General features: G+C 62.0%; 12 protein-coding genes. 4 read left to right on the forward strand and 8 right to left on the reverse strand.

Going from position 1 to position 15,277, the window contains the following annotated elements:
* Positions 1–115 precede the first annotated feature (115 nt).
* The 3 genes from rdgB to K0V07_RS02695 all read right to left on the reverse strand — a co-directional run bounded on the left by rdgB (position 116) and on the right by K0V07_RS02695 (position 2,686).
* Positions 116–730 (reverse strand): RdgB/HAM1 family non-canonical purine NTP pyrophosphatase, encoded by a 615-nt coding sequence (rdgB, locus tag K0V07_RS02685; protein ID WP_220622992.1) that lies wholly within the window; start codon positions 728–730, stop codon positions 116–118.
* Complete coding sequence (gene ribD, locus K0V07_RS02690; protein WP_220622993.1) at positions 727–1,836, reverse strand: bifunctional diaminohydroxyphosphoribosylaminopyrimidine deaminase/5-amino-6-(5-phosphoribosylamino)uracil reductase RibD; 1,110 nt, start codon at positions 1,834–1,836, stop codon at positions 727–729. The genes rdgB and ribD overlap by 4 nt, the downstream gene beginning before the upstream one ends.
* A gap of 223 nt (positions 1,837–2,059) precedes the next feature.
* Positions 2,060–2,686 (reverse strand): MBL fold metallo-hydrolase, encoded by a 627-nt coding sequence (locus tag K0V07_RS02695; protein ID WP_220622994.1) that lies wholly within the window; start codon positions 2,684–2,686, stop codon positions 2,060–2,062.
* 90 nt (positions 2,687–2,776) lie between these two features.
* On the opposite strand from K0V07_RS02695, the gene leuB reads away from it, so the two are divergent.
* Genes leuB through alaS form a run of 3 tightly spaced genes read left to right on the forward strand, consistent with a single transcriptional unit; the run spans position 2,777 to position 7,046 of the window.
* Positions 2,777–3,877, forward strand: coding sequence for a 3-isopropylmalate dehydrogenase (gene leuB, locus K0V07_RS02700; RefSeq protein ID WP_220622995.1), 1,101 nt, complete (start codon positions 2,777–2,779; stop codon positions 3,875–3,877).
* Between the two features lie 47 nt (positions 3,878–3,924).
* Positions 3,925–4,323, forward strand: a complete 399-nt coding sequence (locus tag K0V07_RS02705; RefSeq protein WP_220622996.1) for a hypothetical protein — start codon at positions 3,925–3,927, stop codon at positions 4,321–4,323.
* Positions 4,324–4,382: 59 nt separating this feature from the next.
* Entirely contained in the window at positions 4,383–7,046 is a 2,664-nt protein-coding gene (gene alaS / locus K0V07_RS02710) for an alanine--tRNA ligase (RefSeq protein ID WP_220622997.1), read from the forward strand.
* Between the two features lie 85 nt (positions 7,047–7,131).
* On the opposite strand, the gene K0V07_RS02715 is transcribed toward alaS, so the two are convergent.
* The 4 genes from K0V07_RS02715 to K0V07_RS02730 all read right to left on the reverse strand — a co-directional run bounded on the left by K0V07_RS02715 (position 7,132) and on the right by K0V07_RS02730 (position 13,259).
* A complete protein-coding gene (locus K0V07_RS02715) occupies positions 7,132–8,472 on the reverse strand; it encodes a chloride channel protein (RefSeq protein ID WP_220622998.1) in 1,341 nt (446 codons plus the stop codon).
* A gap of 72 nt (positions 8,473–8,544) precedes the next feature.
* On the reverse strand, positions 8,545–11,769 hold the full coding sequence (locus K0V07_RS02720) for a DUF748 domain-containing protein (protein ID WP_220622999.1): 3,225 nt from the start codon (positions 11,767–11,769) through the stop codon (positions 8,545–8,547).
* An 83-nt stretch (positions 11,770–11,852) separates the two neighbouring features.
* A complete protein-coding gene (locus K0V07_RS02725; protein WP_220623000.1) occupies positions 11,853–12,257 on the reverse strand; it encodes a hypothetical protein in 405 nt (134 codons plus the stop codon).
* A 57-nt stretch (positions 12,258–12,314) separates the two neighbouring features.
* Entirely contained in the window at positions 12,315–13,259 is a 945-nt protein-coding gene (locus K0V07_RS02730) for a hypothetical protein (protein WP_220623001.1), read from the reverse strand.
* A 150-nt stretch (positions 13,260–13,409) separates the two neighbouring features.
* Here K0V07_RS02730 and K0V07_RS02735 point away from each other — a divergent pair, with 150 nt between their 5' ends.
* Positions 13,410–14,207: a transporter substrate-binding domain-containing protein gene (locus K0V07_RS02735; RefSeq protein ID WP_220623002.1), complete on the forward strand. Its 798-nt coding sequence runs from the start codon at positions 13,410–13,412 to the stop codon at positions 14,205–14,207.
* Between the two features lie 140 nt (positions 14,208–14,347).
* Here the strand turns inward: K0V07_RS02735 and K0V07_RS02740 are convergent, their stop codons facing one another.
* Entirely contained in the window at positions 14,348–15,274 is a 927-nt protein-coding gene (locus K0V07_RS02740; protein ID WP_220623003.1) for a tetratricopeptide repeat protein, read from the reverse strand.
* Positions 15,275–15,277 lie beyond the last annotated feature (3 nt).

Below are 15,277 nucleotides of genomic sequence, written 5' to 3' on the forward strand. Positions count from 1 at the left end.
TGCGTGGCCGCACGGGACACTGAGGGGCGACGCCCCTACGGCACTGCTTGCCTACCCCTGGCAGGGCAAGTCCTGCACCCGGCATGGATCTGGGCTGCATAAGCCCAGAGAACCTCTATGCGTCGCCCTTCAGCCACTCGATCAGGGCCTGAACAGCACGGGCGCGGTGGCTGATGGAGTTTTTCACCTCCTCGCCCAGCTGCGCGAATGTCTCCTCATAGCCCTCCGGCACAAACAGCGGATCGTAGCCAAAGCCGCCCAGACCCCGACGGGTCTGGATAATCCGGCCCGGACACTCACCGGTGAAGATGTGTTCGCGGCCCTGACGGTCGAGCAGGACAAAGCAGCAGACGAACTTCGCGGTCCGGCGGGTGGCCGGCACCATAGCCAGCTCGTCCATCAGACGGCGGTTGTTATCGTCGTCAGTCGAGCCGACACCGGCATAGCGGGCGGAGAGGATACCCGGAGCCCCGGACAGGATGTTTACGCACAGGCCGCTGTCATCGGCCAGCGCCCAGGCGCCTTCCGGCAGCTTAGAGGCGAGTGCCTCGGCCTTGAGCCGGGCGTTGGCGGCAAAGGTTTTGCCGTTTTCGTCCACCTCGGGCATGCCGCCAAGGGCTTTGGCGGACTCGACCTTTACCGGCAGCCCGGAGGCAGCCAGCATGGCGGCGATTTCTTCAACTTTGTGGGCGTTGCCCGTGGCAAGATAGATCGTGGTATTTTGCGTCATGTAGGATACTCGATGTGACCGCGCATCAGCTGGTCGTCCCCGTGAAGGGCGTGGCGGATGTTTTTCAGGCGGGGGGCAGCATCGAGTGTCGTAGAAACAAGCCCTTGCAGGGCGGGCAGGGCCTCCGGGTCGGCCAGAAAGACCGGCGCGCGGTAGGCGAAGAGGTAGTCGATCCGGTGCTCCTCAAGCAGGAGCCCCAGCAAGCTGGAGCCACCCTCGACATAGAGGCCGGTGATCTTGGCCTGAGCGCACTTTTCCAGCACGGCGTCGAAGAAGTGCTCGGCGTGCATGTTCCAGACCGCCACGCCCTGCTTTTCGAGGAGCTTGAGGCGGCGGGGGGCGTCGGCCGAATCGGTCACGACAATGGTATTCGCACGCCACTCGTCGGAGTAAACCTGGGGCAGCGGGTCGCGCACGGTGCGCAGAGTGCGGTCGAAAATGAAACGGATGGGGCAGGAGGTTTCCTCCAGGCGGCTGGTCAGCGCGGGGTTATCGGTGCGCAGGGTGTTCGAACCGACGGCGATAGCCGGGAAGTAGCGGCGCCAGCGGTGCACATCGCGGCGCGCCTCCTCACCGGTGATCCACTTGGAGTTCCCCTCACGGGTAGCGGTGCGCCCATCGAGGGTAGCGGCGATCTTGGCAGCCACCAGCGGGCGCTGATTCACGATCCAGTGGTTAAAAATCAGGTTCAGGTCCTCGCAGTCCTTTTCCAGGACCCCGGAAATGACCTCCACGCCATTCTCACGCATGTAGTCGTAGCCTCGCCCGGCGTGGGCGGGGTTCGGGTCAGTCGCACCGACTACCACCTTGAGGATACCGGCACGGCGAATGGCCTCCGTGCAGGGCGGCGTGCGCCCCTCTGTGCAGCAAGGCTCCAGCGTCACATAGAGCACGGCACCGGGCTTGGGATCGCGCCCAAGCGCCCGGATGGCAGCGACCTCGGCATGGGCCTCACCGGCCTTCTCGTGCCAGCCCTCGGCCACGACCTTACCCTCCTCCACGATGAGCGCGCCCACCAGCGGGTTCGGGTGGGTCTTGCCCCAACCGCGCTTGGCCAGAGCGATCGCGCGTCGCATAAAGGTGGTATGGGCCGGATCAATACTCATGCAACTTACCGGTCTACGTCTTCACCCGGTCCCGTGGCGAGGGAAATATTTGTCACTATCTGGTAACGCTGCGGTGCGTGACCGAATGGCTGAAAAGCGGGTGCGCGTAGCCTCACTATCGATGCTACGCTCGTGTCAGTTGACAAAAGAAACGCGCTCATGGCATATTCCCCTGAAAATGCCAAGGTGATCCGAAGGATCACGGGTCCAGGGCTAGCCCTGGCTAGGCTGTTACGTAGGGGTTGTTTTTCTTTTCGTAGCCGACGCTGGTGACGGGGCCGTGGCCGGGATAGATCACCGTATCGTCGGGCAGGGTAAAGAGCTGGGTCTTGATCGAACGCTCCAGCGTCGGCCAGTCGCCACCGGGCAGGTCCGGGCGGCCCACGCTGCCCGCGAAGATCGCGTCGCCGACCACGCAGCACTTCTCCTCGGGGAAGTAGATCGCAATATTGCCGGGCGAGTGGCCGGGTACGTGGCGGATTTCCGCCTCCTGCCCAAGGAGTTGCACCTTTTCACCGGCCTTGAGGATGCGGTCCACTTTCGCGCCGGGGATCTCGAAGCCGGGCGGCAGAAAAGCGGCCTGCTGCATCGGCTCCTCGATCCACACCCGGTCGTCCTCGTGGGCCCAGACCGGGATCTTCGCCCCCTGAAAGGTAGCCGTGTCGATCATGTGGTCCCAGTGGCCGTGCGTCAGGATGAGCGCGTCGAGCGTCAGGTTTTCCGACTCGATGATGGGTAAAATCTTCTCCCAGGCGGTGGCCGGTGCGTCAAAAAGCACGGCGTGCTCGCCGTTGTCGAAAAGGATGGCGTTAGTCCCGATGGGCGGCAGTTCGAAGGAACGTATCTGCATACGGGTCTCAATTAACGCCGGGAACCGCCCGGAGGAAAGGAAAAACGCTTTTCATTCGCCGCGCTCTTCTATTTACTGGCCCGCTTTGCCATGAAGACACTTAAATTTGCGGTACTGCCCGGCGACGGCATCGGGCCTGAAGTAATGGACGCCACCCTCGCCGTGCTCGAGGCTGCCACCAAGCCCGAGGGCATCGCCCTGGAGTTCACCCACGCCGACGTCGGCGGCATCGCCATCGACAACCACGGCACGGCCCTGCCCGAGAGCACGCTGGAGGTCTGCCGCGGCGCAGACGCCATCCTCTTCGGATCCGTCGGTGGCCCGAAGTGGGAAAACCTCCCCCCGAAGGAACAGCCCGAGCGCGCCGCCCTGCTGCCCATCCGCAAGGCCTTTAACCTCTTCGCCAACATCCGCCCCGGCCTCCTCTTTAAGGAACTGGTGGACGCCTCCCCGCTGCGCCCGGACAGCATCCCCGAAGGGATAGACATCGTCTGCATCCGCGAGCTGACCGGCGGCATCTACTTTGGCCAGCCCAAGCAGACCACGACGCTGGAAGACGGCGACGTGCAGGCCGTGGACACCATGGTCTACAAGGTCAGCGAAATCGAGCGCATCGCCGAGGTCGCCGCCGTCACCGCCAAGGCCCGCGGCGGTCGCGTCTGCTCCGTGGACAAGGCCAACGTCCTCGAAACCTCCGTCCTCTGGCGCAAGACCGTGGTCGAATACTTTAAGAAGAACCACCCGGACCTCGAGCTGAGCCACCTCTACGTGGACAACGCCGCCCAGCAGCTCGTGCGCGACCCGAACCAGTTCGACGTCATCTTCACCGAAAACATGTTCGGGGACATCCTCAGCGACGAGATGGCCATCATCTGCGGTTCGCTCGGCATGATGTCCAGCGCCAGCCTCGGCACGGACAACAACTCGCAGGGCCTGCCCTACGGCCTCTATGAGCCAGCCGGTGGCACCGCCCCGGACATCGCCGGTAAGGGCATCGCCAACCCCTGCGCCCAGGTCCTCTCCGCCGCCATGATGCTGCGCTACAGCTTCGGCCTCGACGCCATCGCCGACCGCCTCTCCGCCGCCATCCGCAAGGCCGTCGAGGACGGCGTGCGCACCGGCGACATCGCCTTCGGTAAGACCCCCGTCGGCACTAAGGCCATGGCCGACGCCATCGTCGAACGACTGTAAACTTCTTTATTTTTTAACCACAGAGGGCACAGAGAACACAGAGCGCCATGAGCGAAGGTTACGCCATCATCATTTCTGCCGTCTTAGGCATATTGAGTTTGGTTGGTTCGCATCAGTTTGCGGCTTGGCGCGACCGCGAAAACAAGAGAAGAGAGCAGCGTATTAATTATCTCATCTCCGTTTATAGAAAAATAACAAGAGGCGCGAATTCATCAGGGTTTGTCCCCGGGCTAGCGGACGATGTTCAGCAGGCCCTCGCAGACATACAAGTTTTCGGCTCTGTAGATCAAATCAAGTTGGCGCGCGAATTTGCCCTAGACCTTGCGAATAAAAAAGTAGCCCGAGCAAATCCAATCATAAGTTCCTTGAGAGACAGTTTGAGGAAAGAGTTAGGATTAACGTCCCTCGATGACGAATGGTTCTTTTTGACAATTCCGAAACAATGACCCTTTCGCTCTCTGTGCTCCCTGTGCCCTCTGTGGTTTATTCATAAAATCTTATTCCCATGACCTCCGCTGAACTTCGTCAGAGCTTTCTGGACTTCTTCGCCTCGAAGGAGCACACGGTCGTGCCCTCGGCTCCGTTGATGCCGAGCTCGCCCAACCTGCTCTTCACCAACGCGGGGATGAACCAGTTCGTCCCGTACTTTCTGGGCGAGCAAAAGGCCCCCTACCACCGTGCCTGCGACACGCAGAAGTGTATCCGCGCCGGGGGCAAGCACAACGACCTGGAGGATGTCGGCTTTGACACGTACCACCACACGTTCTTCGAGATGCTCGGGAACTGGTCGTTCGGGGACTACTTCAAGCGCGAGGCGATCGAGTGGGCCTGGGAGCTGCTGACCTATGTCTGGGGCCTGCCCAAGGAGCGCCTCTACGCCACCGTGTACCGCCCTGACGATGGCGACCCGGCGGAGTTTGACCAGGAAGCCTACGACATCTGGAAGGAAGTCTTCGAGGCCGATGGCATGGACCCGAAGAAGCACATCCGCACCGGCGGCAAGAAGGACAACTTCTGGATGATGGGCGACACCGGCCCCTGTGGCCCGTGCTCGGAGATCCACATCGACCTCACTCCGAAGGGCGACACCGGCGGCGAGCTTGTCAACGCCGACAGCCCGTACTGCATCGAGATCTGGAATCTCGTCTTCATGCAGTTCAACGCCGAGCCCGACGGCTCCTTCAAGTCCCTCTCCGCCACCCACGTGGACACCGGGATGGGCTTTGAGCGCGTGGCAGGGATCTTCGCCACCACTGACGGCTTTAAGGATTTCACCAAGCCTCCGAGCAACTACGACAGCGACCTGTTCGGCGATCTGTTTCACCACATCTCCAACGCCTCGGGGCGCACCTACACCGCTACCGTCCCGGCCAACCGCGACGACCTCTCAGCGCAGGAAATGACGGACGTCATCTTCCGCGTACTGGGTGACCACATTCGCACCCTCTCCTTTTCCATCGCCGACGGCATCCTGCCCGGCAACGAAGGCCGCAACTACGTGCTGCGCCGCATCCTGCGCCGCGCCGTCATGTTCGGCAAGCGCATCAACCTGCCGAAGGGCTTCTTCGCCAACCTGGTGCAGCCGCTGGTCACGAAGATGTCCCCCTTCTTCCCTGAGCTGGAGGAGCAGCAGGAAGTGATCCTTAAGGTCATCCGTCAGGAGGAGCAGGCCTTTGAGCGCACGCTCGACCGCGGGCTCCAACTCTTTGACAAGTTCACCCTCGACGGCACCGGCATCACCGGCGAGCAGGCCTTTATCCTCTACGACACGTATGGATTCCCGCTGGACCTGACGCAGATCATCGCCCGCGAGCGCGGGCTCGACGTGGACTGCGCGGGCTTCGAGTCGCAGATGGAGCAGCAGCGCCAGCGCGCGCGCGCCGCCCAGAAGAAGGACATCATCTCGGTCTTTGAGGATGGCGGAAAGGTCCACTCCACGCAGTTCGTCGGCTACAACTGCAGCGAAGTATGCGGCGTCGAGACACACCTCGTCGGCACCTTTGACGGAGAAAACGAGAGCTACCTGATTTTCGCACAGTCACCCTTTTACGCAGAAATGGGCGGCCAGGTCGGGGACACCGGCGTGGCTGAGATCGGCGGCCAGCGTATCGAAATCCTGGATACAATCACCGACCAGGCCGGGCATGTCCTCCACAAGGCAGCGAAGTCCGACAGCTACAACCAGCTCATCGGGCAGCCCGCCACCCTGACGGTCGACCTGGAGCGTCGCCGACAGATCCAGCGTAACCACTCCGCCACCCACCTGCTGGACTGGGCCCTGCGCGAGCAGCTCGGCGCTCACATCCGCCAGGCCGGATCGCTCGTCTCGCCGGGCCACCTGCGCTTTGATTTCAGCCACTTCGAGGCGCTCAGCCCCGAGAAGCTGCAAGCGATCGAGGACATGATCAACGCCAGGATCATCGCCAACGACACCGTCAACTGGTACGAGATCCCGCTGGAGGACAAGCCCGAGGACGTCGTCTCGGTCTTCGGCGAGAAGTACGGCGCCATCGTCCGCGTGGTCGATATCGGCGGCTACTCCAAGGAGCTTTGCGGCGGCACCCACGTGCGCGCGACCGGCGAGCTGGGGCTGTTTAAGATCACCTCCGAGTCGGCCATCTCTGCAGGCACACGCCGTATCGAGGCCGTAAGCGGAAGCAGTGCGGTCGAGCTGGCCTCACAGAACTTCAGCCGCCTGCACAGTATTTCCCGCAAGCTCTCCTGCCGTCCCGACGAGCTTGAGGAGCGCCTGCAAACCTTGCTCGATCAACGGACCGAGCTGGAGAAAAAGCTCCGCAACATGGAGCAGAAACAGGCCGCTGCACAGGGCGGAGACCTGCTCTCCCAGGCGGTCGACAAGGACGGCATCAAGTGGATCGCCGCCTCCGTCAAGGTCGCCAACCCGAACGACATGCGCGGGCTCGCCGTGGACATGCTGAAGAAGCTCGGCGAGGGCGTGGTCGTGCTCGGCGGGGACTTCGGCGGCAAGGTCACAGTGCTGGCCACCTGCTCCCCCGAGGCCATCAAGCAGGGCCACAAGGCTGGCGACATCGTCCGCGATCTGACAGCCGCACTCGGCGGCAAGGGCGGCGGCAAGCCGGACTTCGCGATGGGTGGCGGCAAGGATGCTGACAAACTCGACGAAGCCCTCAAGGCCCTGTTGAAGTAGCAGCAGAAAACACTTCACCAAAAAGCGCGTAGTTATTTTCAACTACGCGCTTTTTATGAATAAATTTCTCTCACTCGCTGCCAAACTACTCCAGGCAGTGAGGATCGCGCCGCTCGTCTTGCCGGTGCTTTTTATGCTTCAGCGCTGCACTCACGGCCCAGCTACCGGCTACAGCCAGCGCAACCATCGGCCACATATCAGGGCGGGCTCCGCTCAGCTCGATGATCAGGACGCCTGCCGTCAGCGGTGCTCTGAGTGAGCCGGCCAGAAACGCGCCCGCACCGAGCAGCGCGACCATACCGGCATGCACCGGGAAAAGCAGTGCGCAGCCAGCCGCCATCACGGCCCCCAGCGCAGCCCCGGTCGATAGCGAGGGCGTCAGCTTACCGCCCGTAGCCCCGGCGCGAACCGTGAGCAGCGTGGCGATGGGTTTAGCAAACACAAGCATGGCGACCATAGCCAGCGGCACCTCCCGGCGTACGAGGTTCTCAGCCAGTGCGTGGCCGTTACCGAGGATCAGCGGAAAGGGTATCGCCAGCGCGGCCAGCAGCAGGTAGCACAACGGCATCGTCCACAGGATGGAGCGTCCCTGCGGAGCGCTTTTACTCGTACGCTCAACGATGCGCCCAAAGCCGTAGCCTGCCACCCCGGCCAAAGGACCAACCACCAGCGCAACTACCAGCAGCAGGGGCTCCGTCGTAGTCCAGTGCACGAGGTACGCGGGGCGATCCGGCACCGCCATTCTCGCCACCAGCGTGGCCAGCCAACTCACGGCCAGCGCGGATACCACCACGGGCAAAAACGACTTCCTCGAGGCCCACAGGACGCGACAGCCGATCATGATCTCCAGCGTAAATATTGTACCGCCCAGCGGGACATTATAAATCGCAGCCAGCCCTGCGCCTGCCGCGCAGGCCGTCAACAGGCGGCATTGCGCCGTGTCCAGGCCCAGCCGCGCCCCCGCCTGCGCAGTAGCCAGCGCGCTCGCCTGGCGCGGAGCACCCTCACGGCCGATAGAGCCCCCAAAGGCGACATTGATCACCTGCAGCGTGGTGTCGGCAGCCATCCAGATGAAGGGGATCTTTTTACCCTGATAGAGCTGAGCGACCGAGGGGATGGAGGGGCCGAAGCGGCGCAGCAGATACCAGGCGACGGCTACAAACACCCCGGCAGCGCACACCACGATGAAGCGCCGCTGCACCTCGACCCGCGTGATCGCCTCGGCGAAGGAACCCGTTGTAAACCCGTAGGCCGCGTGCTCTACCCCGCTTAGCATCCACGTAAACACCGCCCCAATCACTCCACAGGCGACGGCGGCAAGCACGCCTGCGAGCAAATAGCGCCACCGCAGGTATGTGCGCAGAGCCGGAAACGTGCACACGGATACCGTGGGCTCATTCGCCGGGGTTACGCCGCGTTTACTCATGCGCGATTTGTCGCGGGTGAGCCAGGACAAGGCGAGCTAAATCACATGGCCGCAGCGATGCATCAGGCTCGCTTACTTGGCCACGCCGATCTCGAAGGAAACCTTTGCCCCGTCCTTGGCGAAGCCGCCATCGGGCGGATTCTCCGTCACTCGGGAAGCGTCGATCTGCTGCTTGGAGAGGATAAAGTCCCTGACCTCATCCGCACGCTGACGGGCGAGCCCGCGCAGAGCGGTATCCGGCACTTCCTGCACCTCGACGAGTTTGGCCTTCATCACGCCCGGAGTGAGCGTGACCTCGGTGCCATCGGGCTTCGGGGGTAGCCCCTCGGGGAAAGCCTGCTCAAAGAGCGTTTCGATGGCGTCCTCCTCATCCTCACCCTGGGCGACAAGCTCGCCGATGCGGTCCTGGACAAAGTCCTGCCGGAAGTCGGCCACATCCTTCTCCATATCGACGGAGGGCACGAGCTTGAGGGCGAGGGCCGGGCGATCATAGAGCGCCTGAGCCAGCAGCGTGAGCGGCTCCTCAGAGGCAGGAGGTAGCAGTGCGCTGCCGGGCGCAAAGGCGACCTGCGAGGGCGGCGCTTCACCGCTGGAACCAAAGGCCGAGCCCAAGAGCGCGAAGGGCGCAGTCACGACCTTTTCAAAGATGTTACCGAGGGCGGTCTGCACCACATGGTTCAGCGTGAACTGCGGGTCATCGAGGCTACCGTCCACCGGCACATTCAGGTCGATAATGCCGTTGCGGTTCTCCATCACGGCGATACCGAGCTCGAGCGGGAGCTTAGGCGCTTCAGAGTCGGGTACGCGCTTCCCGAAGCGCACCTTCTTGATCTGCATCTTGTTGTCGCCCTTGAGCTCGTCGGTCTTGATGTTGTAGGCGAACTCCCCACTAAAGGCGCCGCCCGTCATGGGCGAGCCGACGGCCTGCACGGCGTAGCCGGAGAAGCCCGCCATGGGCACACTGTCGAGCTTCACCGTCATGGTGGAGTTAGCCATCGGGTCCATGAGCTGAGCTGAGCCCTTGACCGCGATGGTACCCGCTCCTCCGCTTTCCAGCGTCAGCGTGGTGTCCATGTCCGTCATCGCGTCCGGCACGAGGCTAAACGGCCCGGCATCGACCTCGATCTGGGAGAGGGTAAAGGCGGAGGCAGGCTTCACGCTCTCGTCGGTCACGTTGACGGTGCCTTTCTTTAAAACAAAGCGGTTCACTCCGACTGCTGCCAGATCGACATCAGGCTGAGCGGCAGGGGCGGCCTCGCTCGGAGCATCCGCCGGTGCCTTCTCGCCGGGCTGGTCTGCCTGCTCAGCCGTGGGCGCCTCAGCGTTGTCCGAAGCAGTGGGTTGCTGTGGAGCGAGGGCGAGCAGGTTGAGGTCGCCGTTCGCATCGCGGACGACATCAGCCTTAAACTGCTCAAGCGTGATGGTGTCGATCTTGGCCTTGACCGGATGAGTCGCCATGTCGATGCCTGCGATGCTGAGCTTGGTCCAACTCAGGGGCGGCTCCGCATCGCCGAGCCCGAGTGAAAAACCATCCACGGCGGCATCCGCACGGGTGCTCACGACCGGGTCGCCATCGGCGGGGAAGTTCGCACTGACGCGGCCGCTGTTGGCCATACGGGTGGCTTTGACCCGCAGGGATTTACCCTCGGGATACAGCGGCGCACCGACCGTGGCGTCAAAGTCACTGAGGGAAACATTAAAGCGGGTCTCCACGGTGGGCAGGGCCTGCTCCGGGAAGCTGGCCTTGAGCGTGCCCTTGTTCGCGAGCACCGCACTATGCAGGACGGCGGGCGATGAAGCCTCCACGTAGGGAGAGAATACGCTCAGGTCGATGCCGCTGACATTGTACTCGAAGTCCGTCCCCGGCGGCTCGGCCGTAAAAGTGCCCTTGGCCGTGACCTTGCCGGACTCGTTGACCGAGAGTGAAAGGTCGAAGGGGAAAGGCGTCGTGCCCTGATTACTCATATCGGACACGTCCAGATTAATATCACCGAGAGTGACGTTGACCGGGCTGGCCGGGACCTCGTCCACCAGCACCAGGTTCTGGTTCTCGACATGGAGCGTCGCGACCTTGAGATCCCAGGTCACCTGCACCATGTCCTGAAGCTGCTGCCAGGCAGAGGTAAAGGCCAGGCCGATGTCCTGCTGGTCGGCGACCAGCCCGAAGACAAACTGCCGGTTAGCCTTATCCTGGGCCTGCTCCTGTGCCACCTGCTGCTCTAGCTGAGCCTGTTGCTCCTCGGGCAGCATGTAGCGCATCAGGTTGAGCACACCGGCCTTGTCGCGGACGACCTTTAGCATGCCGTTGATGACATCTACCCGCTCGATGCTGACCGCACCACGAAACAGGTAGACCTCGATGCCCGACATCTCGAAGCGCTCCAGAGTCTGGAAGGGCTCATCCTCGCCCGCGGGGCGCAGCTCCAGCCCATCCAGCAGGAAGTGCCCCTTCTGGATAAACAGCTCCGGCTGCTGGCGGACGGGGCGGAAGGCATACTCGGCGGAAAAACTCATGTCCCCACCCGCGAGGTCAAACCCGAGCATGCCGTCGCTGAGCTTGTAGAAGTCGGGGAGGTGGATCTTGTCGATGCGAATGGAGCCGTCCGAGCTGAGCGGGTCGAGCCGGATCGCCCCGTTTACCTCGACCTGTTCGCCCGCCTGAGTGTCAAAAACGAAATGGTAGGGGTTGTCACGGTCAGGCGAGGTGCGGATATCCTTCATCACGAAGGACAGGTTTTCGATATCGCGCTCGAAGGGCTGCTGCAGGTTTTCAATACGGGCACCGATGGAAGCGTTCTCCACCTGAAAGGACCCAATCTCGATCACCGGAATCTCGAAAGGCGTGTCATCCTCTTTGGCCTTCTCGGCCTGCTCCTCCAGCGTTTCGTTCATCTGGTCCTGCAGGCTGGCGAGGGCGCTCTCAATGTTGACCTTACCGTCCTTGTCGATGACGAGGTCCAGCGAGGGCTCACCGAAGTAAATCTCCTCGAATCTGAGGTTCTCGCGAAAGAGAGAGAGGAAGTCGAAGTTTGCCCGAAACTCGGTCAGGCCGAGCGCCTGCCCGCCGTCCGGGGTGTAGCCCCTGACATCATCGACCACGAGGCGGTACGAGTAGGGGTTGAAGTAGATCGCATCGATCTTCACCTCCCCGGCAATCGTGTCATTGACCTTTGACAGGCCGACAAAACGGATCAGCAGGGGCACGCCCCAAAAGCCGAACACCGTATAGAATAACAGGAGCGACGCCAGAGTGATAGCGACGCGCTTAGGCCATTTACGCCGGGGTTTATCCGCCATATTGGCAAAAAAGCTAGGGGCATTTGGCTGCCGGTGCAACCGTTAGAGCCATAAAAATACAGCCCGTCCCTATTCCTTACACGTTAGAACAGGCCGGAACTCTCAGGCTCCCACGTAGCATCAACCATCTGCTTGCGCTCCGGGCAATCGTCCTGAACGGCGCTCAGCGTGAGGATTCCGTCGTCGCGCTTGTAGGTGTAGATACCGGTCGTGCCCGAGCACAGGCTCAGACGCGAATCAAACTCCAGGCTCACGTGCCCGCTCTGGGGATAGTAGGCCCAGCCCGTCAGGTGCCGGGGCTTGTCACCGGGCACGAGGAGCTCAAAGCGGTTGTTATCCTGAAAGTTAAGGGTACTACCGTCGGCAGGGTTGACCCACTTGCCAGCCAGCGTCGCTGGCGGCGGGTGCCGGAAAGAGTCCTCAGACTTACAACCGGCAAGCCAGGCCAGGGCTGAGAGCAGAATCGAAAATACCAATACTTGACGCATAGGGAACTATGGGCCGGGCCTTATGTAGAAGGCAATCTTTAGTCGCTCCCGGAGGGGTTAAAACTCGTAACCCACGCCAGCCCCAAACCAGACCATGCTGTCCGGCCCCATGTCGATACCGTTGATCCCGGTCGGGCCTGTCCCGTCATTATTCCAGGCGTAGCGGACACCAATGTAGGTCGAGAGCCCCTCGGTGATGTTGTAGATCAGGTCGAGCTTGCTCTCCGAGTACACGTAGCCGTTGCGCCACTGCTCGCCGTTGGGGGTGCGGCCGTTGCCGAGCCAGGCATTCGCACTGAGCCAGCCAAAGCGGGATTCGAAGTCCAGCACGAAGCCCTCGGGCAGCCCCAGCTTCTCGTGCAGGTCCCAGTCCTGCTGGATGGCAAAGATGAGGTTCTTCTGGTCCAGCATGAAGTCGTACTCCATGTAGACGGACGGGTGCAGGAAGCAGTCCGCGATCAGCCCGATGTACACCGTACCCCGGTCCGACCAGCCGGTCCCCCACGGGGTGGGCACGCCGGGGCCGTAGTTCTGGTTGGAGGCCAGCACGATATTACCGCCGATATCGATGTCGATAACGGGGGTCAGGTGGTACTTCCAGCCGCCGTAGATAAACATCTGGTCGCTGTACCCGGAGTCCAGCGGGATGATGCCGCTCACCGAGGTGTAGCCCTCGCCGCCGAACAGCGGTCCGAGCCATACAAACTCGGGCATAAGGGACTGCTGCGCGGCTTGAGAGCCCCAGATCACAGTCTGCGACTCGTAGCTCAGGTTGAGCTGAAAGGCCTGGTCATCCCAGGTGCCGAGCCAACGCTCCATGTCAAAACTCTCAAAGCTATCCCAAGCCTCGCTGTTGATGTCATGCCACTCGTCCCAGTCCTCGCCAGTCGGCGTATAGGCATACTCCCCGGCCGGATCACCGTCCTGGGCATGCAGGGCATTAACCGCGAAAAACGGGGTGAGAAGAAGAAGCGCAAACAGGGACAGAGGAGCCGATTTCATGGGCGCAGTTAACAAGCACGCCATTGGCTCCACAAGCCTTGAAATCAAAATCCTGTGAGCCACAGACGGCCATGCTGGCGGCAAATGACGCCCCGCAGCCCGCTTTTTGTCTGGATTTTTCGGCCTCCGTGGCGATAGTTCGAGGCACGCATGACTATCCTCCGCTCTCACATTCTCCGTTTTGTTCTGTTTTTCGCGCTGGCCCTTCCGCTCTTCGGGCAGGATGCCGACCGGCCCAACCTGAGCCCCTTCCGCGTGGCTCCGCTGAAAGTCGGCGTCACCCCGGACTCCCCGCCCATGGTCTTCAAGAGCGCGGACAAGCTGGAAGGTGTTGAGATCGACCTGGCCCGTGTGCTGGCCAAGCAGCTCAAGCGACCCGTGCAGTTCGTCGAGCTTCCGTGGGACGAGCAGATCCCTGCCCTGATGGACAAGCGCATCGACATCATCATGTCGGGCATGACCGTGACCCGCGAGCGCGAGGACGTCGTCGCCTTTTCCGAGCCTTACCTGGAGTACGGGCAGATGGCCATGGTCCGCAGCGAGGACAAAGTCCGCTACAACTCGATCAAGAACATCCTGAGCACCCGCTCGCCGACGGGGATCATCCCCGAAACGACCGGCGCTAACTTCGTGGACAACCACTTCCAGCGCGCCAAGCCGATCGAGTTCAGCACGCCGGACAAGGCCACCGACGCCCTCGTGCGCGGCGAGGTCGACCTCTTCATCTACGACTCTCCTGTCATCCTCTGGATCGCCTCCAAGCGCGCCGGGGACGAGATCGTCGCCATCCCGCAGAACCTCACCATCGAGCACCTCGGCTGGGCCATGCGTCAGGACGACCTGAGCCTTCAAAAGAAGGTCAACGCCGCTCTCGAAGCCATGCAGGAAGACGGTTCACTCAACCACACCATCTCCCTGTGGCTCCCGCAGATGCCGGGGATTTTGTAGGTTAAGGCCGACTTGAGTAGACGCCAAACGTGATAAGCGATCCGACCCGAACGCTTGCTTTGCGTCATTGATTAGTGGGCCAATGTAGCCCGTACCTGCGGCAGCAGATGGCTGCACGTTGGAGATGCTTGCGCCTCGCCTCAGTGGCTGTGGCCTACGGGCGGGGCGTTGTTAATGATCTCGCCGGGAGGGACCTGCTGCGTGCCGATGGGGTTTTGCACGCCGACAGGGAGGTCTTCCTGCATGTAGCCGGGGAGGAACTTCTCCTGGGGCTGCGCGGGCAGGCGCTGAAGCGCGGGGATATCCAGCTCTTTCTCCAGCTCACGAATGCGCTCCAGGATGACCGGCTTGTTGGCCATCGGGTCGTCATCGGGCAGCTCGGCATAGAGCTTACGGTAAAAGTTGTACGCCTCCTCCTTGCGGTCCAGCTGGCGAAGCAGCTCAGCATGAATACGCGCGGCAAAGTAAGGCCCGCCCTCGGTCTCGTAGGCTTTGAGGAAGTACTCAGCGGCCTTTTCCTTGTCGTTGAGCTTGTTGTTGTAGATCTGGGCCTTTTCCAGAGGGATCTTGTGGTTACCAGGGAAGTACTCGGCCGCCTTGTCCATAAGGTCGAGCCCACGCTGGGCCTGCTCCTTGTAAATCTGGGTCTGGATGCTCTTCGGGACCGTGTCCAGCCCACCCGCCTCGCGGATGCGCCAGATCGGAATGTCATAGGCCATGATGCGGGCCCCATTCACCCAGAAAAACATCGGACGCGGGTCGATGGAGGTCGTCAGGTTGATCAGAGCCTCGGTCTTTGCCCGGTCCTTTTTCTCCCAGTAGACATTGGCGCGGATGAAGACCATGTCCGCAATGATCGTGCGGAAGCCGCCCAGCAGGCCAACAACCAGCCCCTGCCCCAGTGCACCTTCCACGCCCTTGAGGTTTAGCTCAGGCTGGAGTGAGCGCACATCCCCCCAGGCCTTACGCTGGAGGGGCGAGAGTGCGAGCCCGGCGATGACGAGCACACAGACGCATACCGCGAGCGTCAGCACGCGCTGCAGCCAGATATTGCGCTTGAAGTCCATGGC

The sequence above is a fragment of the Ruficoccus sp. ZRK36 genome (assembly GCF_019603315.1).
Lineage (GTDB): Bacteria > Verrucomicrobiota > Verrucomicrobiia > Opitutales > Cerasicoccaceae > Ruficoccus.